Origin of the sequence: Parahoeflea alexandrii, assembly GCF_024105735.1 — a bacterium.
GTDB classification, from domain to species: domain Bacteria; phylum Pseudomonadota; class Alphaproteobacteria; order Rhizobiales; family Rhizobiaceae; genus Hoeflea; species Hoeflea alexandrii.
In genome coordinates this window covers 1,317,737-1,343,102 of the sequence record NZ_JAAAML010000001.1, presented here as the reverse complement: position 1 = coordinate 1,343,102, position 25,366 = coordinate 1,317,737, and the positions used below count along the sequence as shown (strand labels likewise).

Below are 25,366 nucleotides of genomic sequence, written 5' to 3'. Positions count from 1 at the left end.
AACGATTGCCGCCGGCCCCGTGATGCGGGCCGGCGGGTGATTTCAGATCAGCGCCGCGCCACGTCCCAGGCATAGGTCTGGCTGCGCGAGTGCACATCGGTGCGGGTCATGTGCAGTTTCGGCTCATCCTTTGGCCGGTTGACGATGAAGCTCATCATCACCGTCTCGAACCCGCGCGAGGAATCAAACGCGTTGATCCTTATGTAGCTGTCGCAATGCGCCTTGCGGCACTCGTCGAGTTCCATCATCGCGCCCTTGGGATCCTTGAGATCGAACATCGGGTGCCCCCACATCTCCCAGTAGGTGTTCCTGGGATGCGGATCGTCGGTGTACTCGATGCCGACGGCCCATTCGCGGCCCAGACAATACTCGATCTGGGCGGAAATCTGCTCGTCGCTGAGGTCGGGCAGAAAGGAAAAGCAGCCTTGGGTGATACGCATGTCTGTGTCCTCCTCGATCGGGCTTACATGGAGACCGACGCGGTCGGCACGAAGTCCGACGTGTCTGTCGATGTGTAGTTGAAGGTGATGTTGCCCCAGGTCTCGAGCGCGGCTTCGAGCGGCTTGCACCACTTGGCGGCAGCGCGAAGGATATCCGGACCCTCGTTGGCGATATCACGGCCTTCGTTGCGGGCGAGCACCATCGCCTCGAGCGCAACCCGGTTGGCCGTGGCCCCGGCCTGGATGCCCATCGGATGACCGATGGTGCCGCCGCCGAACTGCAGCACCACGTCGTCGCCGAACAGGTCGAGCAACTGGTGCATCTGCCCGGCATGGATGCCGCCCGAGGCGACCGGCATGACCTTCTTGATGTCGGCCCAGTCCTGCTCGAAGAAGATGCCGCGCTGCAGGTCGACCTCGTTGCGGGTTTCGCGGCAGACATTGTAGTAGCCCTGAACGGTCAGCGGATCGCCCTCGAGCTTGCCCACCGCAGTGCCGCAATGCAGGTGATCGACACCGGCGAGCCGCAGCCACTTTGCAATCACCCTAAACGAGATGCCGTGGTTCTTCTGCCGCGTGTAGGTGCCGTGGCCGGCGCGGTGCATGTGCAGGATCATGTCGTTCTGCCGGCACCATTCCGAGATCGACTGGATCGCCGTCCAGCCGACGATCAGGTCGACCATGACGATGACCGAGCCCAGTTCCTTGGCGAACTCGGCGCGCCGGTACATCTCTTCCATCGTTCCGGCGGTGATGTTGAGATAATGGCCCTTGATCTCGCCGGTCTCGGCGGTCGCCTTGTTGACCGCTTCCATGCAGTAGAGGAACCGGTCGCGCCAGTGCATGAACGGCTGCGAGTTGATGTTCTCGTCGTCCTTCATGAAGTCGAGACCGCCCTTGAGCCCCTCATAGACCACGCGGCCGTAGTTCTTGCCCGACAGGCCGAGTTTCGGCTTGGTGGTGGCGCCGAGCAGCGGCTTGCCGAACTTGTCGAGTCGCTCGCGCTCGACCACGATGCCTGTGGGCGGGCCCTTGAAGGTCTTGCAGTAGGCGACCGGGAACCGCATGTCCTCGAGCCGTGCCGCCTTGAGCGGCTTGAACGAGAACACGTTGCCGATGATCGACGCCGTCAGATTGGCGATCGAGCCTTCCTCGAACAGAATCAGGTCATAGGCGACATAGCAGAAGTACTGGCCCGGCGTGCCGGGAACCGGATCCACCCGGTAGGCCTTGGCGCGGTACTGGTCGCAGGCCGTCAGGCGGTCGGTCCAGACCACGGTCCAGGTCGCCGTAGAACTTTCGCCGGCGACCGCGGCGGCCGCCTCGATCGGATCGACGCCTTCCTGCGGCGTGATCCGGAACAGCGCGATCAGATCGGTGTCCTTGGGCTCGTAATGGCCATCCCAGTAGCCCATCTGCGCATATTTGAGCACGCCCGCCTTGTAGCGTTCCTTGCCCTTGATCTCGGTTTTTGCGTCCGTATTCATGGCGTTGACCTCTCTTCTTGAATCTCTCCGTCAGGAGCTTGAATCGGTTTCTCAGGCAGCCTTGGCTGTGGTGGCTTGCGGATCGAGCGCGCCGCTGGCATAGCGTGCCGCCATGTCGTCCATCGCGATCACCCTGATCTTCGACGCCTGTCCGGCTGTACCAAACGCCTCGAACCGGTCGCGGCAGAGATCCCGCATTGCGTCCATGGCGGGCTTCAGGAACTTGCGCGGATCGAACTCGCTGGCCTTGGAAGTGGCGATCTTGCGGAACTGCCCGGTCATCGCCATGCGGCAATCGGTGTCGATATTGACCTTGCGCACGCCGTGCCGGATGCCCCGGACGATCTCCTCGACCGGAACGCCGAAAGTCTGCGGCATCTCGCCGCCAAACTCGTTGATGATGTCCTGCAGCTCCTGCGGCACAGAGGAAGAACCGTGCATCACCAGATGGGTGTTTGGGATCTTGCGGTGGATCGCCTCGATCACACCCATCGCCAGGATGTCGCCGTCGGGCTTGCGCGAGAACTTGTAGGCGCCGTGCGAGGTGCCGCAGGCGATCGCCAGCGCGTCTACCCTGGTGCGAAGCACGAAATCGAGCGCCTGGTCCGGATCGGTCAGCAGCTGGTCATGCGAGAGCTTTCCCTCGGCGCCCGAGCCGTCCTCGGCCTCCGCCTCGCCGGTCTCGAGCGATCCCAGAACACCCAGCTCGCCTTCCACCGATGCTCCGACCCAGTGCGCCATCCGCGCCACCCGTTCGGTGATCGTCACGTTGTAATCGTAGGACGCCGGCGTCTTCATGTCGGCTTCGAGCGACCCGTCCATCATCACCGAGGTGAAGCCGTGGCGGATCGCGCTCATGCAGGTGGCTTCGTTGTTGCCGTGGTCCTGGTGCATGCAGATCGGGATATCCGGATACATCTCGGTCAGCGCGTCGATCATTTTCGACAGCATGATGTCGCCGGCATAGGAACGCGCGCCGCGCGAGGCCTGAATGATCACCGGCGCATTGCACGCCTTGGCCGCCTCCATGATGGCGAGCCCCTGCTCCATGTTGTTGATGTTGAAAGCCGGCACGCCGTAGCCTTGGTCGGCGGCGTGATCGAGCAGTTGACGAAGGGTGATACGGGCCATTGGGATCTCCTGTCAGGCTGAAGGGGCGAAAATCGGCGTCGTCGGTTCGGGCAGCAGTTTCGCAAGCTCCCTGATCCAGACGGATGCGCTCTCGGGCATGCCGCCCGGTACGGCGAAATAGTCGCCGAGCGCGCTCAGGCGGATGGCGAAGGTCCGGCTGCGGCGCTGGGCTTCGGGATGAAACCGCAGGTTCTCGAGAAGCGCGATCGCGCCGTCGGGTGTTGCGGCAAGACCGGATTCGGCCACCGGACCGACACAGTCGCCGACGAAATGCACCGGAAGTCCAGTCAGTTGCTCAAGCGGTTCAACCAGATGGCGCAGCGACAGGGTCGGATTCACATCCCCACCCGGATTGTCATAGCCGGCGATCACCGCCACCCTGGCGCCGCGAACGGCGAGATCGCGCAGGCCGGCGGCGAAATGGGCATTGAGCCCTTGGCTCAGGTCGCAGCGGACCAGCACCGTCCGGTCCTGAAGGTCGGTCACGCCGCTCATGCCCCGGCCCTGCCTGTCAGTTCAAGCGCCAGTCCGGCAACCCGTTCGGCGGTGATGCCGAAATGCTCGTAGAGTTCCGCGGCGGGCGCGGATGCGCCGAAACCGTCCATGCCGACGAATGCGCCCTCCGGGCCGATCCAGCGGTCCCAGCCCATCCGGGCCGCGGCTTCGACCGCAATCCGCGGAGCGGTTCCAAGCACCTCGTCGCGGTAGCCCTGATCCTGCGCTGCAAACTTTTCCCAGCACGGCATCGAGACGACTGCGGCGCTGATCCCGTTGAGGTCGAGCAACTGCTCGGCCGCCTTGCGGGCGATCTCGACTTCCGATCCGGTCGCAAGCAGCGTGACATCGCGCTTGCCTTTCGGCTGGTGCAGCACATAGCCGCCCCGCGCCGAAAGGTTTTCGGACGACCCGCTCTCGCGCAGCATCGGCAATCCCTGACGCGACAGCGCCAGCACACTCGGCGTCGACCGGTCCCTGAGCGCCAGTTCCCAGCATTCCGCCGTCTCGATGATATCCGCGGGCCGATAGACATTGATGTTGGGCGTCGCCCGAAGCATGGCCAGATGCTCGACCGGCTGATGCGTCGGCCCGTCCTCGCCAAGCCCGATGGAATCGTGCGTCAGCACATAGACCACCCCCTGCTGCATCAGTGCCGACAGCCGCATGCCGCCGCGCGCGTAATCGGAGAACACCAGGAAGGTGCCGCCATAGGGAATGAACCCGCCATGCAACGCCAGCCCGTTCATTACCGCCGCCATGGCATGTTCGCGAATGCCGTAGTGAACGTACCGGCCCTTGAACCGTTTCGGCCGGATGCTCTCGGTCTGCGACGTCTGGGTCAGGTTGGAACCGGTAAGGTCCGCCGATCCGCCGATCGTCAGCGTCGTCGCGCCGTTGATCACCTCGAGCGCCATCTGCGAGGCCTGGCGGGTGGCGACCTTGGTCGCCTTCTCAAGATGCTCCTTGCGGAAGGCGGCCAGCTTGCGGAACACGCTCTCCGGCAGCTCTCCCGACAGCGTGCGGTCAAACGCAGCCGCATTGCGCGCCGCTGCATGCCGCTCCTGCCATTGCTTGCGGGCGGCAAGACCACGGTTCGCCACCGATTCCCAGGCGGATTTGATGCCGGCAGGAACGGCAAACGGCTCATGCGGCCAGCCGAGCGCCTCGCGGGCTCCGGCGATTTCCTCCTTGCCCAGCGGCGCGCCATGGGTCTTGTGCGACCCTTGCATTGTCGGCGCGCCCTTGCCGATCGTGGTCCGGCAGGCAATCAGGGAGGGCCTGGCGCTCTTGCGCGCCGTCTCGATGGCGGCGGCAACGGCCTCGGGGTCATGGCCATCGACCTTCTGAACATCCCAGCCCGCGGCCTTGAACCGCATGGGCTGGTTCATCGACGTGGAGAGGGAAGTGGCTCCGTCGATGGAGATTTCATTGTCGTCCCACAGCACGATCAGCTTTTTCAGCTTCAGGTGCCCTGCGAGATCGATCGCCTCATGGCTGATGCCCTCCTGCAGGCAGCCGTCGCCGGCGATCACATAGGTGAAATGGTCGACAAGCTTGCGGCCGAACCGGGCAGCCATCATTTCCTCGCCGAGCGCCATGCCGACGGCTGTCGTAATCCCCTGCCCCAGCGGACCGGTGGTGGTCTCCACGCCGAGCGTGTGGCCGTATTCCGGATGACCGGGGGTTTTCGATCCCCATTGCCGGAAGTTCCGCAGCTGGTCCATCGTCATGTCGGAATAGCCGACAAGATGATGGATGGCGTAGATCAGCATCGAACCGTGCCCGGCCGACAGAACGAACCGGTCGCGGTCGGCCCAGTCCGGCATCGACGGGTCGATGCTGATGAAGCGGTTGAACAGCACCGTGGCGACATCGGCCATGCCCATCGGCATGCCGGGATGGCCCGAATTGGCCGTCTGGACTGCGTCCATGGCCAGGAAACGGATGGCGTTCGCCATGTCGCGTTCGCTGGTGGTGCCGGAAGCTGCGATGGCTTGGGAAATGTTCATTTCTGCCTCCTCAGGACATGCGGCGCTTGCGCTCGACCAGCTTGTGGATCAGCGGCGTGAAGATGAGCTGCATGGCGAGATCGAGCTTGTCGCCCGGCACGACGATGGAATTGGCGCGCGACATGTAGCTGTTCTGGATCATCGACAGCAGGTAAGGGAAATCGATGCCGCGCGGATTGGCGAAGCGGATCACCAGGATCGATTCAGCCGGCGTGGGGATCCAGCGCGCGATGAAGGGATTTGACGTGTCGACGATCGGCACCCGCTGAAAGTTGATATCGGTCAGCGAAAACTGCGGGCAGATATAGTGAACGTAGTCCGGCATCCGCCTGAGGATCGTGTCAGTGACAGCCTCAGTGGAATAGCCGCGCGCCGCCTTGTCGCGATGGATCTTCTGGATCCATTCGAGATTGATCACCGGCACCACGCCGATCTTCAGATCGCAATGCTGCGCCAGGTTGACCTCGTCGGTGACGACGCAGCCATGCAGGCCCTCGTAGAACAGCACGTCGCTGTCGCCGAATTCCTCCCACTCAGTGAAGGTGCCCGGCGCCGTGCCATAGCGCTCGGCCTCCTCGTCGTCGTGGATGTAGTGCCGGGTCCGGCCCTTGCCGCGCCTTCCATACTCCTCGAACACGCTTTCGAGGATTTTCAGCTCGTTGGCTTCGGCGTTGAAATGGGTGAAGTCACGGCCTTGTGCCTTTTCCTCGGCGATCTTCTCCTTCATCGCCTGGCGGTCGAAACGGTGGAAAGCATCGCCCTCGATAAAGGACGCGGTGACCTTCTCGCGGGCGAAGATCTTCTTGAAGGTCTGCTCGACCGTCGTGGTGCCCGCGCCTGAAGACCCGGTGATGGAAATGATGGGAAATTTAGCTGACATGATGGATCAAACCCTGAAAAGACCGCGGTTACCGAACAAGGGCGAGCGCTCGCTGATCATCTCCGGATCGACGTGATAGCGGGCGATGCGCTCGACCTTAGATTTCGAACCGAAGACCAGCGGAATGCGCTGGTGCAGGCTGGTGGGCTGGATATCGAGGATGCGGTTGACGGAATCGGTCGCTGCACCGTCGGCCTGCTCGACCAGAAAGGCGATCGGGTTGGCCTCGTAGACCAGCCGGATGCGGCCCGAGCCGTAGCCCTTGCGCTTGTCGGCCGGATAGAGAAACACGCCGCCGCGGATGAGAATCCGGTAACAATCGGCCACCAGCGACGCGATCCAGCGCATGTTGAAGTCTTTCTCCCGCGGCCCCTCGCTGCCGGCGAAACAATCGTCGACATAGAGCCGGATCGGTTCTTCCCAATGCCGGTAATTCGAGACGTTGATTGCGAATTCCGACGCATTGTTCGGGATCGCCACCGAATCGTAAGCCTCGATGAAATCGCCGAATTTGCTCGAATGAATGAAGATCCGGGTGCCGGTGCCGACGCTCAGGACCAGCGCCAGTTGTGGTCCGTAGATGAAGAAACCGGCGGCCAGTTGCGTCGTCCCGGGCTGCAGAAAGGACCGCTCCGGATCGGATTTCGGATCACCGGTGACCGGTAGGATGGAAAAGATCGTGCCGATCGAGACGTTGGTCTCGATGTTGGAAGAGCCGTCGAGCGGATCGATCGCCAGCGCCAGCGGCTTGGCCGGATCGATCAGGATCGCGCCGGTGTTTTCCTCCGAGCCGTAGAGCGCCACCGGCACCTCCCGGATGGCCTGGAGAAAGATGCCGTCGGCAACGACATCAAGATCCTTCTGGATGTCGCCATCGGTGTTTTCGCTGCCGCGCGAGGCCGCAAAGCCTGCATTGAGCGCGCCCTGCGTCGTCAGCTTGCGGACCTCAAGCGCGGCCTTGGCCAGAGCCCCAATGGTTGCCGAAACGGCTTCACTGTGCGGCTTCTGGGTGAACGATCCTGAACGCAAGAATGCGAGTAAAGATTGCCCTGACATTGCGGTTCTCCTCCCGAGCCACAATGAATAGGCACTTCCACATATTTGTAAATTTTAACTTATTGACAGTTTATATAAGTTTTTCTTACACTTCATTGATGCTCAATATCTCCATCCGCCAGATGCACACGCTGCTCGCCATCCAGAAGCACGGCAAGATTTCCGCCGCGGCGAAGTCGCTCGGGCTGACCTCGCCGGCCGTGACGCTGCAATTGCAGCAGCTGGAACAGGAGCTTGGCTGCCAGTTGTTCCTGCGCTCCAAGTCCGGTGCACAACCGACCGAGATCGGCGAGATCGCCATTCAAACCGCGCGCCGCATTGTCAACGAGGTGACCTCGCTCGGCGAAACCGTCCAGGCTCACAAGGGCGTTGCTGCAGGCACGATCCGGCTGGGCGTGGTCTCGACCGGCAAGTATTTCGCGCCGCGCGTCATCGCGGCCTTCACGGCTCTCCATCCCGGCATAGCGATGACGCTGGTCGCGGCCAACCGCTCCGAAATCATTCAGAAGCTGCACGATCACGATATCGATATCGCCCTGATGGGGCGCCCGCCGACATCGTTCAGGGTCAACGCGACGCTGTTCGGCGACCATCCGCTGGTCTTCATCGCCAGTCCGGATCACCCGCTGGTCGGCAAACTCGACATCAGCAGGGAGGAACTGGCGGAGCAGAAGTTCATCGTCAGGGAGAGAGGCTCCGGCACACGCTCGTCATTCGAATTCTTCATGGCCGACACGATCGAGGGCATGCGCACGGTGCCCACGGAAATGGATTCAAACGAGACCATCAAGCAGGCGGTGATTGCCGGTCTGGGCATTGCCTTCATCTCCGGCCACACCATCGAACAGGAATGCCAGGCCGGCCGCATCGCCATCCTCGATGTGGTGGAAACCCCGATCCGCCGACAATGGTTCGCGATCCGGCACGCCAACCGGTCCGCCACTCCGGCGCTGCAGGCGCTGGACGATTTCCTCAGAGTCCGCGGCCCCAGCCTGCTGCCGGTGATGAGCAAGCCCTACCAGGCAATGCTGCCCGTACAGACCTGAGCGTCCCGCAGCCCAAGCCTGAGTTCGGCATACACTCAGGCAATCGCCTCACTTCGCCCCGCCTGCCGGCCCGAGAAGATGCAGCCGCCGAGGAAACTGCCTTCGAGCGCGTTGTAGCCGTGATAGCCGCCACCGCCGAAACCGCTGACCTCGCCGGCGGCAAACAATCCCTCGATCCGCTCTCCACGCGCATTGAGCACCTGGCCGTTGAGGTCGGTCTCGAAACCGCCGAGCGTCTTGCGGGTGATGATGTGCAGCTTGATCGCAATCAGCGGCCCGTTTTCAGGATCGAGGAAACGATGCGGCTTTGCCGTTCGCATCAGCCTGTCGCCGCGATAGTTGCGCGCCGCATGCACTGCCATCAGTTGCGCGTCCTTGGTGAACGGGTTGGCCACCTGACTGTCCCGCGCCACGATCTGCGCCCGGATCTTCTCCAGATCGACGAGGCCGCCGCCTTTCCGGTTCATCCCCTCGACCAGCTCCTCCAACGTGTTGGCAACGATGAAATCCTCGCCATGCCGCTTGAAGGCTTCGACCGCCGGTATGGCCTGCTTGTTGAGGATCCGCTGCCGGATCACCTTGAGCCAGCTTTTCGACGCAAAATCCGGGTTCTGCTCCGACCCCGAAAGCGCCACCTCCTTCTTGAGGATCTTCTGCGTCATGATGAACCAGGAATGGTCATGACCCGTCGACAGGATCTCCCTCAGTGTCGACAGGGTGTCAAATCCGGGCATGCAGGGCGGCTTCAGCCGGTTGCCTTCGGCATCGAGCCACATCGACGACGGACCCGGCAGGATGCGGATTCCATGGTTGGGCCAGATCGGGTTCCAGTTCTTCACGCCTTCGGTGTAGTGCCACATCCGGTCGGCATTGATCACCCGGCCGCCGGCGGCTTCGGTGATCGCGATCATGCGCCCGTCGACATGGGCCGGCACCCCGGCAATCATCTCGCGCGGCGGCTCGCCCAGCCGGTCACGCGGCCAGACCTTGCGCACCAGATCGAAGTTTCCGCCGATGCCGCCCGATGTGACCAGCACGCTCGGCGCGCGGATTTCGAAGTCGCCGCTGATCTCGCGGCTGGTCGACTGGCCGCGCTCCTTGATATCATCGACAAGCACTTCCCCCGAGACGCCCTTGACCGCATTGTTCTCGGTGATGATGGCCGAGCAGCGATGCCGGAACCTGAGCTCGATCAGGCCGGTCTTCACATGGGCCCGCACTCGCTTTTCGAACGGCTCTACCGTACCCGGCCCGACGCCCCAGGTGATGTGAAACCGCGGCACCGAATTGCCATGGCCGTTTGCAAACGAACCGCCCCGCTCGGCCCATCCCACGACCGGGAACCAGCGCATGCCCATATCGTAGAGCCACGGCCGCATCTCGCCGGCAGCAAAGTTGACATAGGCCTCGGCCCATTTGCGCGGCCAGTAGTCTTCCTTGCGGTCAAACTGTGCAGACCCCATCCAGTCGCCAAGCGCCAGCTCACGGCTGTCCTTGATGCCCATCCGCCGCTGCTCGGGCGTATCGACCAGGAACAGGCCGCCGAGCGACCAGAAGGCCTGCCCGCCGAGAAAGTTCTCAGGCTCCTGATCGAGAAGGATGACCCGTTTGCCCCGATCAGCGAGCTCTGCCGCCGCCACAAGCCCGGCAAGCCCGCCGCCAACCAAGATCACATCACAACTGTCCATTTGCCCTCGTCCCGATCCATGTCCGTGCACCCTGTCCCGATCTCTTTGGCTCAGGCAAGGCTGCTCATATCAGTAAACCATCTGATCCAAGCGGCAACCACCGCAGCAATCGCTAGAAGCTCTTGATAAGCTGGTTCGCCGAGAACGCGGCCCGGTAGAAGCCGGCTTTCAGGCCCCTCATCGTCTCGGGCTTCACCCCGGTCACCGGCATCGGCAGGTCCGCCTCGCTGCCGCCGGCAATCAGCTCGGCCATGGCCTTGCCGAACACCGTTCCCGGCGCAATCCCCCGACCATTGTAGCCGATCGGCGTGTAGAGCCCCTCGTCCAGCCGGTGAATGCGCGGCAGGTGGTCACCCGTCATGGCGATCTGCCCGTGCCAGCTTTTCTCGAATTCCACCGGTCCCAGACCGGGAAAAAGCCGCTTGAGCTTGCGCGCCGCCCAGCGCTCCGAAAGCCCTTTCTCGCCGCCGATTACAGCGCCCATCGAGCCGATGATCAGCCTGTCCGCCGCATCGCGCCGGAGCGAGAACATGATCTGCCCGGTGTCCCAGATCCCCTGCCGCTCGGGTAGAATGCCCTGAACCCGGGCGCCCAGTGGAACGGTCGCCACCTGGAAATAGTGGATCGGGACGAAGCTCTGTTTCAGTCCCGGCCAGAGATCATCGGAATAGGCGTTGGTCGCCAGCACCACCGACTTCGCCCGGACCACGCCCGCCCCGGTTTCGAGCAGCCAGCCATCCGGCTGCTTGACCAGTTTTGTCACCGCTGCGCCCGTGTGAATGCGCGCGCCGGCGGCGTGGGCGGCACGGGCCAGGCCACGCACATAGCCCATCGGGTTGATCGTTCCGGCACGGGCGTCCAGTAGGCCGCCATGAAACGCGCTCGACCCGATTTTCTCCTCGGCCTCCTGCCGCGACAGAAGCCGCACCGGCGCGCCGAGCCGGGTCCATTCCTCGGCGCGCCGCGCCAGATCCTTGAAACCGCTTTGGGAATGGGCCGCATGAATGGTGCCGGACCGGGTCAGTTCACAGCGGATCTGGTGCCGTTCGACCAGCGACATCACGCAGTCAGGCCCCTCGCCCAGGATATCCACCAGGCGCGCGCCGCGCTCGCCGCCAAGCTTCGCCCGCACGTCCTGCGGCGGCAGCCACAGCCCGGCATTGACCAGCCCGACATTGCGTCCGGACCCGCCAAAACCGATCTGCCGGGCTTCCAGCACGCAGGCGTCAAGGCCCTTTTCCGCCGCATGCAGCGCCGTAGAAAGACCGGTATAGCCTCCGCCAACGATCGCCACTTCGGTCTTGATATCAGCCGTCATCGGCAACGCCTGAAAGCCCTCCTCCGAGGTCTCGTCCCACAAGGACACTGCCGACGAACCTGTCATCACCTGGCTTCCTTCATTCTACTTGCGTCTGTTGGCGGCGACATAATCTGCCTCCCCGACTTCAGGACTGTTGAACCAAGCGCCCGGTTGCGTCAATCATGCGCACGAACCCATTTCACGTTTGAACAGGTATCCTCATGGCCAAGACCATAACCCCGGTAGCCGACCTTGTCGCGGCCGCCCGCGCCCGCATCGAGGAGATCGAAACCGAGGACGCCATCGCCATGGTCAGTGACCCCGAGGTCGTCATCGTCGATCTGCGCGATGTTCGCGAACGCCAGCGCTCGGGCTTCATTCCCGGCAGCTTCCACTGCCCGCGCGGCATGGTCGAGTTCTGGGTGGATCCGCAAAGCCCCTACTACAAGGAGGTATTCGGACAGGACAAGAAATTCGTCTTCCATTGCGCCTCGGGCTGGCGCTCGGCGCTGACAACGGCAACGCTCAATGACATGGGCTTCGACGCCGCCCACATCAAGGAAGGTTTCTCGACCTGGGAAGCCCAGGGGGGCCCCATCGAATTTCCACCCGAGCACAAGCCGTGACGTCACAAACCGCGGCGACTGCCCCGTCAGCAGATATCAGTGCTGGTTAAAATCGGTATCGATCCGCCACTTGACCCTGTCAGCCTCGAGAAAGTCGATCGAATGCACCACCGTGCTGTTCTCGTTGAGGAAACAGACATTGTAGTTCGGCGCCAGGTCACCGTACCCCATCCGGTTGATCTCGCCTGAAAACTCAGGCCAGCAGGTGTGATTGGTCGAGCGCGGAGCCGAATAGGGAATGCCGCAGACTGCGCCGCTGAGAGTATAGTGGCAGTGACCGAAAAACAGATGGGCGACGGTGTCTTTGTACTCCGAGAGCAGCGCCTGGAGCGCCCGCTCGTCGATGATCCCGATGATATCGGCATTGGCCACGTGCACCCGCACCGGATTGTGGTGCATGAACAGGTAAGCCCGCTGGCCTTTGGCCCTTGCTCCGTCGAGCACGGCCCTGAGCCAATCCATCCGCTGCTGGCAATATCGCCCGCTGTGCTTTCCCTGATCAACCGTGTCCATGTAGACAAACAATCCGGCCGGCGTTTCCTCCGTCCACTGGACAAAGCCCGCCGCGTCCCGGCTGGTTTCCGCAAACATCGAGGCAAACATCTCGCGATTGTCATGATTGCCGATCATCAGCCGGGGCGCGAGCTTGCCCTTGAGTGAACTGGCTTCGAGGATGACCTGGAGCTCACGGTAGCTCTCCTCAAGCCCGTAATGGGTCAGATCGCCTGTGATCACCACCCGGTCGGCATCATGGTCATGCGCCTCGACATAGGCCAGGCATTTCTTGAAATTCGCAATTGAATCATGACCAAGGATGGGCCCGGCGTTGATATGGATATCGGAAATATGCACCAGCTTCATGAAAGTCTCCTTTGCGGCGGCGCAAGGACTACCGGCAATGTGTTGCGGCGCTATGACGGACGCCTTGGCACCATCGACCACGAGGCAAAACGCTGCGCAAGTCCTCTCCATACTGATCCCGGTATTTGGCTTTCAAAGCTGCCCTGGCGCTGCGGTCAAACCACCACGGCCTTGACTTCGTTCAAACGCAAAACGCCGCGCCTGTCCCGTAAAAGACGGAAAAGCGCGGCGTCGGACTGGTATTCAGTCACTCCCGGCCATCGTGCCAGCCCCGCGGGGATGGCACACCGGCCCGGACAGCTCCTTAGAGCATGTCGAGGTTGATCCCGACGGTGATCGCACCGATCGGCTCACCGGTTTCCGGATCCGAAATGGTCACGCTGGCCTGCGACTGCAGCGCCTGGGTGGATTCGTCTTCCTCGACGCCATCGACAAAGACCACGCCGGGGCCGGCGCCGTAGGTCTTCTGCCACTTGGCTTCGTCACCCTGCCAGTAGTCGGAAGTGACATCGCTCTGGCCGACATTGAGGCCCTTGGCATCCATCACGAACATTTCGGTGATCATGCCCTGGCTGCCATCCTTCTTTTCCATCAGGAACTTCGACAGTTCGCGTGCAAGCACCTCGTTGACGAAAGGCTTGTCCGAAGCCGTCGCCTGTGCGCGCCACTCCTTGTCCAGCTTGTCGATTGCCGCCTCATCCAGGCCACTGGTCTTGGCGTTCTGCTCCTTGATCGCGCCAACCACGACCGGGTCGGTCAGCCAGGCTTCGACGTTCTGGCTGATAAATTCCTTGACCGGTGCCACATGTGCGTCTTCGGCCTGTACGGTCACCGGTGCAAACGCGATCGTGGCGGCCGCAAGCATGGCAGATGCAAAAAGCTTGGTTTTCATTGGGGTCTTCTCCTCGTTTTGAAGTGGTTTGCGATCACCTCTGATCGCTGTTGGCTTGGGTACGCGGGCTTAAAACTCTTCCCATGTCTCCGTGCTCTGAGCGAGCGCGGCATTGCCCTGGGTCTGGTACTGGGGCTGGGCGGACGGTCGTGCTGCAGCCGCTTTGGCCGCAGCCGCCGGAGCGGGTCTTGGCGTCCCGGCGGTTCGTGCCTGGGCCGCCGTTCCGGTCAACTTGAAAGACCTCACAACATCGGCCAGGCGTTCGCATTCACCCGCAAGATTCTGGGACGATGCGTTGCTGTCCTGGACCATGGCCGCGTTCTTCTGGGTCATGGTATCCATCTCGTTGATGGCCATATTGACCTGGGACAGCCCGGTCGCCTGTTCGCGCGAAGCCCGGGAAATGGCATCGATCTTCTGGGCGACCGCAGTGATCTGCTCCTCGATCTGCTCCATGGATTTTCCGGTCTTGTTGACCAGGTCGACACCATTGCTCACCTGGGCGCCGCTCTCCTCGATCAGGTCCTTGATCTCCTTGGCCGCATTGGCCGAACGCCCAGCCAGGTCACGCACCTCCTGCGCGACAACGGCAAATCCCTTGCCTGCCTCTCCGGCTCGCGCCGCCTCGACACCGGCATTGAGCGCCAGCAGGTTGGTCTGGAAGGCAATGTCATCGATCACCTTGAGGATCTGCGCGATTTTCGAGGAGGACTCCTCGATCCCGCCCATCGCCGTGATCGCCGAACGGACGATCTGCGAAGACGATGTCGCTGCATCGCGGGTCGAGCCGACAAGATCGCCGGCTTCGGTCGCCTGTTCGGACGAGGCCTTGACGGTTGCGGTGATCTCGTCGAGCGCCGCAGCGGTCTGTTCGAGCGCAGCGGCCTGCTGTTCGGTCCGGCGCGCCAGTTCGTCTGTCGAGCCGCCCAGGCTGTCGGAAGCCTGCTTGACGGCGTGCTGGGCGCTGTCGATGGTGCCGACAGTTGCCTCCAGCGCCGACAACGCCTTGTTGAAATTGTCCTGCAGCGCGGCGAACTCGCCACCAAGGTCTGGAACCCGGGCCGTAAGGTCTCCCGAAGCCAGCTTCTCCAGTGCGGTGCCGAGCTCTTCGACCACCTTGCGCTGGGCCTGTGACGACCGCTCGGTCTCACTCATGTTTGCCTGCCGCTCCGCATCAAGCTGCTCGCGTTGCCGGACCATCTCGGCATCGGCTTCGAGCTTCATCCGCGCGGCGTCGCAGAATTCCGTCAGGGCGCGCGCCACGACACCGATCTCGTCGCCTTTTTCAGCGTGCGGAACAGGCGTTGTAATGTCACCGGCTTGCAGCTCGCCTATGCGTCGATTGACATCGGCCAACGGCCTGCCGACAAACTTGCGCATGGCAAACAGCAGGATCGCAACAGCAATGATCAGCACGGCGATCTGGGAAGCCATCGCCTTGAGCGCAAAATCGCGCGACGACATTGCAATATCGGCTGTCGACCAGACAGTCTTGACCTGCCCCAGCGACACGCCGTCCTTGCCCGCTGGCAACGGTGCAGAAACCACGACCCAGGAGGACGCCTCCTCGATACTCGCTTCCTTCATTTCACCCGGATTGACATTCAGCGCCTGCGCAAGGGCCGAATCAGGCGTTTCGGAGCGCGACCAGACGTCGACCTGGTCTCCGGCCTGGTTGAAGGCGGCGAACCCGATCAGCGCAAGCTTCGGATCATCCTGGAAAATTTCATAGGCCGAGCGGATCGCTTCGGTCTTGCCCCACTTCACCCCGCCGGCGGCCTGGGCACCGATCTGGGCGGTGTCCTTGAGCCAGTTGCGTTCTGCAGTCGCCATCTGGCTCGCACCAGACATCTGCGAGATCGCAAAGCTGATGACGACAAGGCCAAGCAGATTGATCAGAATCACGGTGATTGCAATTTTCTGCGTGATGCTTCGCGCTGCCCCCTTGGCTTTTTCAGCCAGGCCCTTTGTCGGATTGAACCCCATGAAACCCCCTCAACAATTACAGTAGCCAGTTGCCGGTTGTGCAATCATTGCGGGCCGACAGACGTCATGTCCGCCGAATGGCCTAGCATTCAAGATCTCTAATCTGTTCGAGAGTGGTTTAATTACCCTTAATTGTTAGGGGGTCATAACTTGCTAAAATGTGTCGTTTTCGGTCAATTTGTCTCTTTTGCAGGACCTGCGCCCTTTGGTCTGTACCTTGCTTGAGAATTTGATGACAACATCACAGCAGGCGAGCCCTGCTCGGCGAAATGAAGCGCGGTTGTTTGTGACAAAGGCTGTCGGTACAGCTCAGGAGAGGATGCTTGAACGTCTAAACCGCAAGAGAAGCCGATGCCGAAAAAGAAGATCCGCAAAATCTACGACGCATTGATCGAGGGGGCCTACCAGGGACTCAGCGATGTCGAACTGCATGACTATGTTTTTGAGCAGTGTCCCAAGGCAACGAGCAAGCGTCTTGTCCGTGCCGCCCTTCTTGCCCTGAGCGACCCCCAGGTCCAGGACCGCAATGTACTCAATGTTATTTATGCGCTGGCGATCAAGCACCGCCTGGATGGCGGACCCGACAGTGACGAGGATGACGACTGAGCGCGCCAGGCCCCGTTGATCCATGTTCAGGACTGAACATCCGCCCTTTGCGTCAGGTAGCCAACCAGAGCCAGACCGGCGCGCTCCAGCGTCCCGGAATTGTCGATGACGACATCAGCCTCGAAGCCCGTTTCCAGCGCGGCAGCACGGACCAGCCTGGCTTCAATCTCCTGAGCGCTCTCCCTGCCTCGCGATTGCAGCCGCTGTGCCAGAATGGATCTATCCACCCGGATTTCAACCGCCACGGCAGTCGGGAACACCTGCCGGATAACACCCCATGCCCCTCTCGATCCGTTGACAACGGCCGGCTTGCCCTGGCCCAGATGAGCTTCGATCGTGCGCGGCAGCCCGTAGCGCAAACCGTTTGCTGCCCAGGTCAGGGAAAAGTCGCCACGGTCGATCGCCGCGTCGAACTCGACATCTGTCATCGGCAGATGGTCTTCACTGCCCGCATCCGCCGGTCGCGTGATGGTGCGCCTTACGAACAATACGTCGTCGCGCGCGGCAAGCTCGTTGCGTGCATAGGACATCAGCGTGTCCTTGCCCGAGCCGCTCGGCCCGAGCACCACGATCAGAGGTCCCGGCACCGTGCTCGTCAGTTTCCGGGATGCCTGCATCACGCCACCCGCTCGCCCTGACGCCAGACCGAACGCACCACCGGAACCCCACTCTCACGGCGCACCCTGACCAGGTCCGCGCGTTTGCCGGCCTGGAGACTGCCACGGTCATCGAGACCGACTGTCCTGGCAGGCGTTGCGGTCACCAGCCGGATCGCTGTCGGCAGATCGAGATCATCGATCTCGTCGGCCAGCACGAACGGCGCGTGGATGAGGCTGAACGGAACATAGTCCGACGAAAGCACGTCGAGAACGCCGGACCGTGCGAGATCGGTGGCGGCGATGTTGCCGGAATGCGATCCGCCGCGCACCACGTTCGGCGCTCCCATCAGAACACTCATGCCGGCCTTGTGGGAAGCCTTCGCGGCCTCGATGCTGGTCGGGAATTCGGCCAGCCTGACACCAAAACCCACGGCTTCGTCAACATGATCGAGCGTCGCATCATCGTGGCTCGCAATCGTGATGCCTCGCTCGGCGCAGGCGCTCGCGATCGCCCTGCGATGCGCCTCGGAATACTGCGCCGAAGCCTCCTGCCGCCGGTTTACAAAATGGGCAAACGCCTCGTCGGACAAACCACGCTTGGTCTTGTAGTAGAGCGTGTACTGCTCCATCGTCTGGAACTGCCGCTGACCCGGCGCATGGTCCATCAAAGACGCCAGCCGCACCTGGGTATCGGTCTGGAAGTCGGCAAAATGGTCGAGCACGTCCGACGCCGAGACCTCGCAGCGCAGGTGAATGAGATGATCGGCCCGCAGCCGGTTTTCCGATCTCGCCTTGGCGATGGCATCGGCAATCGCCCGCATCTCGCCCATCCGGAATCCGTCATCCTCATCCGAGCCAAGCCGCAGACAGTCAAACACCGTGGTGATGCCGGAGGAAGCGATCTGTGCATCATGCGACTGGATTGCCGAAATCGCGTTCCAGCGCACGCCTGGACGTGGCGAATAATGCGCCTCGAGATGATCGGTGTGCAACTCCACCAAACCGGGAAGAATGTAGTCCCCTTCCATGTCCACACCGCTTGCCGAATTGCCTTCGGCGATCTCGGCAATCACGCCATCCCTGAACACCAGGCTGCCGGCAACGATCCGGTCCTCGAGAACAAGCCGGGCATTGGTCAAAACTGTTTCGGTGGTCATTCAGGCAGTCTTTCTGTGCTGGCCGAGCGCGAGCGGCGTCCGGCGTCTGATTACGAATGGCGCGCCGGGTTCCGGCTCGACAAACAGGGCAAGTTCGCGCACGGCGACCGGACCGGCCAGAACCGACGCGAAATGGGCACTGGCGGCGGCCTCGACACGTGTGATCTGCGGCCCCGCAAGCCGCGTGGTCAGGGTCATGTGAAAGCGGAAGCGATCAAAAACGTAAGGATACCCCCACCGCATCAGGTTTCTCAGTTCCTCTGACGAGAGCGAAACGGGATTGCGGCGCTCGATCTCCCTGTCGGTCAGCGGTGCACGCAATGGTTCAAACGCTTCGACGACGGAATTGGCGAATGCATTGAGCGCAGGCGCCGGACCAGCCGGCACAAGCGCCAGGAAGCCTTCCAGCCGGCCAACCTTCAGCGCCGGAATCTCGAACGTGCTGGTCTGCTCAGCGAAGACTTCCATAGCGTCGGTCAGGTCCGTTTCGCTGGCACCTTCAGCCAGGCGAAACGGGGCCTTCAGAGTTGCGTGAAAGCCATAGCGGCGGGCTGGGCCGGTGATCTCGGCCAGCTCGGTTGCGCCGAGCCCTTCGAGGTTGGGATGCTCGACGGACTTTCCCATCGCCGCATCCCGGCCCAGCCAGCTGGCAGCCAGCGCTTCGAACGACGAAGCAGCCTCCGGTGCAAAATAGATCGCGTATCTCATGCGTGCCCCGTTCGTCCAATCAGGCGGCTTCTGAGCCAGCCCGACAACGTGTCCATCGCCATCACCATCAGCACGATCAGGATAATGTAGTAGCTCACCTCTTCCCAATCCTTCTGGGTGGCGATGGCCTGGGTAAGCAACAATCCGATGCCGCCGCCAACGATGGCGCCGATGATTGTGGCGGAGCGGGTGTTCGATTCGAAATAATACAGAACCTGACTCAAAAACACAGGCGTGACTTGCGGGATGACGCCAAAACGGGCCTGCTGAATGCGCGACGCACCCGTCGACTGGACGCCTTCCACCTGCTTGTTGTCGATGTTTTCCAAGGCCTCGGAGAAGGTCTTGCCGAAGGTGCCGGTGTCGGTCAGCAAAATGGCCAGCGCGCCTGTCATCGGCCCCGGCCCAAAGGCACGCGACAGGATGATGGTCCAGATCAGCCCATCGACGCCACGCAGGAAATCGAAGATTCGGCGCAGCGTGAACAGGATCGGACGCGACGGCGAAAAGTTCGTGGCTGCGAAGAACGCCAGCGGCAGCGCAATCATGGCCGCACCCATGGTGCCGAGGAAAGCCATCAGTACGGTCTCGAACAAAGCCCACGCCACATCGCCATGCCGCCACATCGCATTGGTCCAGAAGTCATGCAGCATAGCTGAGAGATTCGAGCGATCCGGCGTGATCCGTTCGCCAATCGTTGCAAGCTTGACGAGCTCGACGAATGACTTTCCGTAAAACGGGCTGTCCAGCGTGAAGAAGAACAGCTCCCACCCGGCCTGGTATTTGAACACTTCGGTGCGGTTGCGGGTGTAGCTGAAGCGTCCCTGTTCGGTGGTCACCGACACGCGGGTGTCCGATGCATTGATCCAGTCGGGGATTCCGCCCTCCGGCAGGACAAGTTGCAGCTTGCCTGCCTGGGGCGAAATGTCGATCACGCCGTAGCCGGGAACCGTGTAGCGCGCGCCATCAGCATCAAATATCACTTCATGGCCCCGGTCGAGGTCGATCCGCGTCACGCCGTCCTGCATGGTCACCCAGTCAGGCAGCATGCCTTCGGGATAGGTGCCCTTATTCTCGCCCTCGATGGCGACCGTCACTTCGTTGACGCGGTTGTCGCGCGTCACATGGGTCTTGTGGGACCAGAAGTCCGAAACCAGGATCGCCGCATTGTCGAGCCTTGCACGCGACGCGATGCCGGCAATGTCAAACGCGAAGAACACGTAAACCAGGTAGGCCAGGATCAGCGCGGGAGCGCCGAAGCCAATCATTTGCTTGCGGCTGAACCCCTTGAGCACGTGCTGGCGCAAATCGTCCGGTGTGAGCGTCGCCGTATCGAGAGTGGTCATGTCAGTGTCCTTTGACCAGACGGTTGCGGTAGTGGCTCGACAACTGGTCGAAGAACACGATTGTCACGAAAAGCAGGATGAAGATCGCCACCACTTCGTCGTAGCGCCCCTGCCCCCACTGCATGGCGATCCTGAGATCGTGACCAATGCCGCCCGAACCGACGAAACCGAGAATGGCGGAAGCGCGAATGTTGATTTCGAAACGCAGCAATCCGTAGGACAGCCAGTTCGGCGCGACCTGCGGGATGACCCCCAGCCACATTTTCTGGATCCAGCTCGCTCCCACCGACGACAAGCCCTCGACCGGCTTGAGATCAGCGTTCTCCGAGACCTCGGAAAAAAGCTTGCCGAGCGCACCCGCGGTGTGAAAGGCAATCGCGATCATCGCCGGGACAGGTCCGCCGCCAAGGATGAAGATCAGCACCAGCGCAATGACGATTTCCGGGATCGCGCGCATGCCGTCCATTGACCGCCGGAACAGCGGAATCAATCGCGGCCAGCGCGCCAGCCCCCTGGTTGAGAGCAGCGCCAGAACGATGGCAAAGGCGGCTCCGATCAATGTGGATACCGCAGCGATGTTCAGGGTTTCGATGAGCGACGGAAGGAATTCCAGAAACAACGCAGGCAGCAACGCCGCCTTCTCGATCCCCTCGGCCAGAACCTCCGAGGGAAAGTCAAACACCTGGGTAAAGCCGGTCCAGAAACCGCCGGCATTGCGCGCATCCGCAAGCTGAAAGCCTGACACCATCATTGCGATGAAGACGATCAGCAGGATACCGCCATACATCTGTTTTTGGCGGGCCATCGCCAGATAATTTTCGCGGATGGCCATCGAGGCGGCGCTGCCGCCATGATGTGTGGTCATATCGCTCATCGGCGGACGCCCTTCCTGAATAGAAAGCGGGGAGCCGGACGGCCCCCCGCGATAGTTTTGGAAACCTTAGTTGCTCTGCGCCTTGCGGACGGCGACGATGGTCTCGTAAGCGTCATGGGTGATTGGCTTGAAACCGGCGGTTTCGCCAGCAGCGATGTTGTAGGCGCACTGTGCGTCCTTCTCGTGCATCGAGCCGACGAGTTCGATCATCTTGTCCTTGACATCCTGCGGCAGCGCCTTGCGCAGAGTGACCGGACCTTCAGGGATCGGCTTCGACTTCCAGATTTCCACGATGTCATTCATGTCAACGAGACCGGAGTCGACTGCCTTGCGCAGTGCACCCGAATTGTAGCCGTCTTCCCAGTTGCCCTGGCCATCGGCCCAAGTCACGCCGGCGTCGATTTCGCCGTTTGCAACCGCAACAATGGTCTGCTCGTGACCGCCAGTGAACTTGACTTCACCGAAATAGTCGCCGCTCTCCATGGAGGCACCGGTTGCCTGGGGAATTTCGATCGATGGGATCAGGTAGCCCGAGGTCGAGTTGGGATCACCAAAACCGAAAGCCTTGCCCTTCATATCATCCAGCGAGGTGATGTTACGGTCCTTGCGGGCAAAGCCGATCGAGTGATAGCTGAACGAGCCGTCGAGGTTGGTCTTGACCAGAACCGGCTCTACGGCTTCAGGATCGGTCAGGAAGGCCTTGGCATAAGAGGAAGCTCCGAGCCACGCCATATCGATCGAACCACCGAGCATGCCCTGGATCACGCCATCATAATCGGCCGGCGTGAACAGCTTGACCGGAACGCCAAGGGCTTCCTCGGCATAGGCGCGCAGGCATTCGTTCGAGGTCAGACGGTCCTGGGCGTTTTCGCCGCCGAGGATGCCGATGCGGAATTCGGTGATCGCGTCCTGCGCGAAAGCGCTGGTGGACAAGAGGGCTGCCGTGGCGGCCACGAGGATGGTCTTCATCATAATCTAGTCTCCGTACAAGGGTTGACAGTGGGGTAGGAAAACTGGCGTCTCGGGCCGGAACCGCAGGATGGTCCCGGCAACCGCGAGGTCAGATCGATTCCAGCGCTACGCCGGAAGGAGTGAGTTTCGCTTTGACGTCGGCCGGACGCCCGCGTGCGTGCAGGCTGGTGGACGTCATCGATTCAGAGATTTCCTCGCCGTCGGCACCCGCTCCATAGATCGCGCGAACTGCTTCCGTGGTCAGCTCCTCCGGCCTGCCGTCAAAGACGACCTTTCCGGCTGCCATACCGATGATGCGCTCACAATAATTGCGTGCTGTGTCGAGCGTGTGAAGGTTGGTGACCACCGTGATACCTTCCTGCTCGTTGATGTCCTTGAGCGCATCCATGACGATCTGGGCATTGAGCGGATCGAGCGAGGCGATCGGTTCGTCAGCGAGGATAAGCTTCGGCGATTGCATCAGCGCCCGAGCGATCGCCACCCGCTGCTGCTGGCCACCAGAAAGCGCCTCGGCCCGCTTCGGCGCGTTCTCGGCGACGCCGAGCCGTTCGAGGATCGAGATCGCCCTGAGGATGTCCTCGCGTGGAAACAGGTTGAACATGGTTGCGAACGTCGAACGCATGTTGAGTGTCCCGTGCAGCACGTTGGACACCACATCGAGACGCGGGACCAGGTTGAACTGCTGGAAGATCATGGCGCAATCGCGCTGCCAGCTGCGCAGTTCGCGCCCGGTCAGCGTCGAGACCGGACGTCCGTGATGGGATATTACACCGCCGCTGACGCCGGTCAGTCGGTTGATCATTCTCAGAAGGGTCGACTTGCCGGCGCCGGAGCGGCCAATGATACCGACCATCTGCCCCTCGGGAATAGACAGGGTCACTGAGTCAACAGCGGTGTTGGCGCCAAAGCGGCGGGTCACATCGGTCAATTCAAGCATAAGCAAATCCCCATGGGTCACGGCGGGTTTCGTGACTTTCGAGGATTGGACTAGCCCAGCCGTATGAAGGGCCGATGTCGGTTTGATGTCAGTTTTGTTACGATCCACAGCTGCCCGTCCCGATATGTCAAAACCCTTTGTTTTCCTTGTTTTTCCGGCTTGCGCTCAGGCCCCGGTCATGACCCTATGGCTGCATCTGGTGCCTGCATTGTGCGGGAGAATCGGGAATCCGGTGCAATTCCGGAACGTGCCCAACGCTGTGACGGGGACGGCAAGCGCAAGACGCCACTGGGAAAGTCCCGGGAAGGCGCGCCTGCCGGCGGAACCGAAGTCAGAAGACCGGCCAGATGTCATAGCCTTGCCGCGCATGGACAGCGCGGCGGGTTTTCACGGATTGTTGGGGATCAGACAATGCCGAACACATCAATGCTGGCCGCAGCACAACCATTCACAACAGGTGAACGTGACGCCGTTTACAAGGCCATCTTCACCCGCCGCGACGTGCGCGACCAGTTCCTTCCGGAGCCGATACCGAATGATGTGATCCGGCGGCTGCTTGAAGCCGCGCACAACGCGCCGTCGGTTGGCTTCATGCAGCCCTGGAACTTCATCACCATCAGGAATCAGACCGTTCGCGATCGGGTCGCCGATGCCTTTGCCCGCGCCAATGAGGAAGCCGCGGCCATGTTTACCGGGGAGCGGCAGTCCAGGTACAAGTCCCTGAAACTCGAAGGCATCCGCAAGGCCCCGCTCAACATCTGCGTCACCTGCGACCGGGAACGCGGCGGGAAAGTCGTTCTGGGGCGTACCCACAATTCCTCGATGGATCTCTACAGCACCGTCTGCGCGGTGCAGAACCTGTGGCTCGCAGCCCGCGCGGAAGGCATCGGCATGGGCTGGGTCAGCATCTTCCGCGATGCCGATCTAAAATCCATCCTTGGCATTCCGGACCGCATCGAAATCGTCGCCTATCTCTGTTTGGGCTATGTCGACGAACTCTATGAGCGGCCGGAACTCGAGGTCAAAGGCTGGAACCGCAGGCTGCCGCTCGATGATCTTATCTTCGAGGACAGATGGCGGGGAGGCGATTAGGCTCTCCGGAATGGCGAGGCAGGCGCTAACGAACCTGCCTCGCCAGTATCACTTTGCGGCCATCGCCTTGATGTCGGCGGCGCTCGGCGTATTGCCGCCGATGCCCCATTGGCCGCTGCGGATCTCCTTGACGCGAACCCATGTCACGCCGCGCATGGCCTCGCCTTCCACTTCGACCATGGCGTTGGTGACCTTTTCGATCATCTGCGCCTTCTGGGCGGTATCGAACACACCCTCGATCACTTCGATGTCTACCAATGGCATTGTCTCTCTCCTGTTTCTGACCGGCACAGGCTGGGCCTGAAACCTGCTTCGGTCCACTCCGGAAAGTGAAGCGACCCGCTACAGATTCTGTACTGGACCGCACCGGCCCGCCATGACACCCTCACCTTGGAGGTGCATCATGCCGCAGTCCGCCTATCCGCTGTTTTGTCCCGTCGCCATGGCGGCCGAGATGATCGAACCACGCTGGACCATGCTCGTGCTGTGCGAGTTGTGGTCGGGCTCCACCCGTTTCAATCAGATCCAGCGAGGCGTTCCCGGAATGTCGCCGGGACTGCTTGCCAAGCGGCTACGTGACCTGGAAGCAAGGGGCCTCGTGGTCAAGACCGGCGCCAACGGCAAGGAGCATTCGGAGTATTGCACCACGCCACTTGCCGACGAGCTGGAACCGATTGTGCGCAAGCTCGGCGAATGGGCCCACCGCAACATCAACAGCGAGGTGTCGCTCGAGCGTCTCGACGCCAGGATGCTGATGTGGAACATCCGCCGCAAGATCAACCGGCTGGAGCTGCCGCCAGGCCAAAGCGTCATTCAGTTCACGCTGAACGATCCGCCCAACGACACCGTCAATTACTGGCTGGTCTTCAAGCCGGGGATGGAGCCGGACCTGTGCTATTCCGACCAGGGCTTCAATGTCGACCTGTTCATCGTCAGCCCGTTGCGCAACTTGACCTCGGCCTGGATGGGCCACACCAGCTTCGACAACGAGATCGCTGCAGGCAACATCACCTTGATCGGCCATCAGATCATGGCCCGCAATCTCACCAGGTGGTTGATTACCAGCAGCTACGCGGAGGTCTGCGGGACGGCCAGGAACAATCGTCCCGGATTGCGGGTGGCAGCCGAATAGCCGCCTCTAGACCGACCGGACGGCAACCCGCTTGCGCCGGAAA

Annotated in this window: 25 protein-coding genes and 1 riboswitch; of the genes, 5 read left to right on the top strand and 20 right to left on the bottom strand. The window is 61.7% G+C overall.

The features are described 5' to 3' along the window. Positions 1 to 47: 47 nt before the first annotated feature. From GTW23_RS06155 to GTW23_RS06125, 7 genes are read right to left on the bottom strand one after another with little or no spacing between them, the layout of a single operon-like run. Entirely contained in the window at positions 48 to 440 is a 393-nt protein-coding gene (locus tag GTW23_RS06155; RefSeq protein WP_252915088.1) for a ribulose bisphosphate carboxylase small subunit, read from the bottom strand. Positions 441 to 463: 23 nt separating this feature from the next. Further along, positions 464 to 1,927, bottom strand: a complete 1,464-nt coding sequence (locus tag GTW23_RS06150; RefSeq protein WP_252915087.1) for a form I ribulose bisphosphate carboxylase large subunit — start codon at positions 1,925 to 1,927, stop codon at positions 464 to 466. 51 nt (positions 1,928 to 1,978) lie between these two features. Beyond that, positions 1,979 to 3,058, bottom strand: coding sequence for a class II fructose-bisphosphate aldolase (gene fba / locus GTW23_RS06145; RefSeq protein WP_252915086.1), 1,080 nt, complete (start codon positions 3,056 to 3,058; stop codon positions 1,979 to 1,981). Positions 3,059 to 3,070: 12 nt separating this feature from the next. Beyond that, entirely contained in the window at positions 3,071 to 3,553 is a 483-nt protein-coding gene (gene pgk, locus GTW23_RS06140) for a phosphoglycerate kinase (RefSeq protein WP_252915085.1), read from the bottom strand. Then, positions 3,550 to 5,565 carry a transketolase gene (gene tkt / locus GTW23_RS06135; RefSeq protein ID WP_252915084.1) on the bottom strand — a complete coding sequence of 672 codons (2,016 nt, stop codon included), beginning with the start codon at positions 5,563 to 5,565 and terminating at the stop codon, positions 3,550 to 3,552. Before tkt ends, pgk begins: the two co-directional genes overlap by 4 nt. Positions 5,566 to 5,575: 10 nt before the next feature. Next, positions 5,576 to 6,445 (bottom strand): phosphoribulokinase, encoded by an 870-nt coding sequence (locus GTW23_RS06130; RefSeq protein WP_252915083.1) that lies wholly within the window; start codon positions 6,443 to 6,445, stop codon positions 5,576 to 5,578. Positions 6,446 to 6,451: 6 nt separating this feature from the next. Continuing rightward, positions 6,452 to 7,501, bottom strand: a complete 1,050-nt coding sequence (locus GTW23_RS06125; RefSeq protein ID WP_252915082.1) for a class 1 fructose-bisphosphatase — start codon at positions 7,499 to 7,501, stop codon at positions 6,452 to 6,454. 98 nt (positions 7,502 to 7,599) lie between these two features. Between GTW23_RS06125 and GTW23_RS06120 the strand changes: the two genes are divergently transcribed. Then, positions 7,600 to 8,547, top strand: coding sequence for a LysR substrate-binding domain-containing protein (locus GTW23_RS06120; protein ID WP_252915081.1), 948 nt, complete (start codon positions 7,600 to 7,602; stop codon positions 8,545 to 8,547). A 35-nt stretch (positions 8,548 to 8,582) separates the two neighbouring features. Here GTW23_RS06120 and GTW23_RS06115 read toward each other — a convergent pair whose 3' ends face one another. Continuing rightward, positions 8,583 to 10,235 carry an FAD-binding dehydrogenase gene (locus GTW23_RS06115; RefSeq protein WP_252915080.1) on the bottom strand — a complete coding sequence of 551 codons (1,653 nt, stop codon included), beginning with the start codon at positions 10,233 to 10,235 and terminating at the stop codon, positions 8,583 to 8,585. Positions 10,236 to 10,347: 112 nt separating this feature from the next. Further along, positions 10,348 to 11,619: an NAD(P)/FAD-dependent oxidoreductase gene (locus GTW23_RS06110; RefSeq protein WP_252915078.1), complete on the bottom strand. Its 1,272-nt coding sequence runs from the start codon at positions 11,617 to 11,619 to the stop codon at positions 10,348 to 10,350. A 137-nt stretch (positions 11,620 to 11,756) separates the two neighbouring features. Between GTW23_RS06110 and GTW23_RS06105 the strand changes: the two genes are divergently transcribed. After that, positions 11,757 to 12,161: a rhodanese-like domain-containing protein gene (locus tag GTW23_RS06105; RefSeq protein WP_252915076.1), complete on the top strand. Its 405-nt coding sequence runs from the start codon at positions 11,757 to 11,759 to the stop codon at positions 12,159 to 12,161. A 36-nt stretch (positions 12,162 to 12,197) separates the two neighbouring features. On the opposite strand, the gene GTW23_RS06100 is transcribed toward GTW23_RS06105, so the two are convergent. From GTW23_RS06100 to GTW23_RS06090, 3 genes are all read right to left on the bottom strand, one after another. After that, a complete protein-coding gene (locus GTW23_RS06100; RefSeq protein ID WP_252915074.1) occupies positions 12,198 to 13,022 on the bottom strand; it encodes a metallophosphoesterase in 825 nt (274 codons plus the stop codon). 304 nt (positions 13,023 to 13,326) lie between these two features. After that, positions 13,327 to 13,914 (bottom strand): hypothetical protein, encoded by a 588-nt coding sequence (locus GTW23_RS06095; RefSeq protein ID WP_152008258.1) that lies wholly within the window; start codon positions 13,912 to 13,914, stop codon positions 13,327 to 13,329. Between the two features lie 69 nt (positions 13,915 to 13,983). After that, on the bottom strand, positions 13,984 to 15,900 hold the full coding sequence (locus GTW23_RS06090; RefSeq protein WP_252915072.1) for a methyl-accepting chemotaxis protein: 1,917 nt from the start codon (positions 15,898 to 15,900) through the stop codon (positions 13,984 to 13,986). Between the two features lie 351 nt (positions 15,901 to 16,251). On the opposite strand from GTW23_RS06090, the gene GTW23_RS06085 reads away from it, so the two are divergent. After that, positions 16,252 to 16,506: a hypothetical protein gene (locus GTW23_RS06085; RefSeq protein WP_152008256.1), complete on the top strand. Its 255-nt coding sequence runs from the start codon at positions 16,252 to 16,254 to the stop codon at positions 16,504 to 16,506. A gap of 26 nt (positions 16,507 to 16,532) precedes the next feature. Here GTW23_RS06085 and phnN read toward each other — a convergent pair whose 3' ends face one another. From phnN to phnC, 7 genes are all read right to left on the bottom strand, one after another. Beyond that, on the bottom strand, positions 16,533 to 17,123 hold the full coding sequence (gene phnN / locus GTW23_RS06080; protein WP_152008255.1) for a phosphonate metabolism protein/1,5-bisphosphokinase (PRPP-forming) PhnN: 591 nt from the start codon (positions 17,121 to 17,123) through the stop codon (positions 16,533 to 16,535). Then, on the bottom strand, positions 17,123 to 18,262 hold the full coding sequence (locus tag GTW23_RS06075; protein WP_252915071.1) for an alpha-D-ribose 1-methylphosphonate 5-triphosphate diphosphatase: 1,140 nt from the start codon (positions 18,260 to 18,262) through the stop codon (positions 17,123 to 17,125). The genes phnN and GTW23_RS06075 overlap by 1 nt, the downstream gene beginning before the upstream one ends. Continuing rightward, a complete protein-coding gene (locus tag GTW23_RS06070) occupies positions 18,263 to 18,970 on the bottom strand; it encodes a DUF1045 domain-containing protein (protein WP_252915069.1) in 708 nt (235 codons plus the stop codon). It abuts the gene before it with no gap. Next, positions 18,967 to 20,316, bottom strand: coding sequence for a phosphonate ABC transporter, permease protein PhnE (gene phnE / locus GTW23_RS06065; RefSeq protein WP_252915068.1), 1,350 nt, complete (start codon positions 20,314 to 20,316; stop codon positions 18,967 to 18,969). Before phnE (GTW23_RS06065) ends, GTW23_RS06070 begins: the two co-directional genes overlap by 4 nt. Before the next feature lies 1 nt (position 20,317). After that, positions 20,318 to 21,190 (bottom strand): phosphonate ABC transporter, permease protein PhnE, encoded by an 873-nt coding sequence (gene phnE, locus GTW23_RS06060; protein WP_152008251.1) that lies wholly within the window; start codon positions 21,188 to 21,190, stop codon positions 20,318 to 20,320. 66 nt (positions 21,191 to 21,256) lie between these two features. Further along, positions 21,257 to 22,162 (bottom strand): phosphonate ABC transporter substrate-binding protein, encoded by a 906-nt coding sequence (phnD, locus tag GTW23_RS06055; RefSeq protein ID WP_210385775.1) that lies wholly within the window; start codon positions 22,160 to 22,162, stop codon positions 21,257 to 21,259. An 88-nt stretch (positions 22,163 to 22,250) separates the two neighbouring features. Then, positions 22,251 to 23,099, bottom strand: coding sequence for a phosphonate ABC transporter ATP-binding protein (gene phnC / locus GTW23_RS06050; RefSeq protein WP_152008250.1), 849 nt, complete (start codon positions 23,097 to 23,099; stop codon positions 22,251 to 22,253). A gap of 180 nt (positions 23,100 to 23,279) precedes the next feature. Beyond that, positions 23,280 to 23,461: riboswitch (cobalamin riboswitch) on the top strand. A gap of 49 nt (positions 23,462 to 23,510) precedes the next feature. Between phnC and bluB the strand changes: the two genes are divergently transcribed. Next, entirely contained in the window at positions 23,511 to 24,191 is a 681-nt protein-coding gene (gene bluB / locus GTW23_RS06045; RefSeq protein ID WP_252915066.1) for a 5,6-dimethylbenzimidazole synthase, read from the top strand. Positions 24,192 to 24,239: 48 nt separating this feature from the next. Here the strand turns inward: bluB and GTW23_RS06040 are convergent, their stop codons facing one another. Then, the gene (locus GTW23_RS06040) at positions 24,240 to 24,455 is read right to left on the bottom strand and encodes a tautomerase family protein (RefSeq protein WP_035530824.1); all 216 of its coding nucleotides are present in this window, start codon (positions 24,453 to 24,455) and stop codon (positions 24,240 to 24,242) included. Between the two features lie 139 nt (positions 24,456 to 24,594). Between GTW23_RS06040 and GTW23_RS06035 the strand changes: the two genes are divergently transcribed. After that, a complete protein-coding gene (locus GTW23_RS06035; RefSeq protein WP_252915065.1) occupies positions 24,595 to 25,323 on the top strand; it encodes a winged helix-turn-helix transcriptional regulator in 729 nt (242 codons plus the stop codon). Positions 25,324 to 25,366 lie beyond the last annotated feature (43 nt).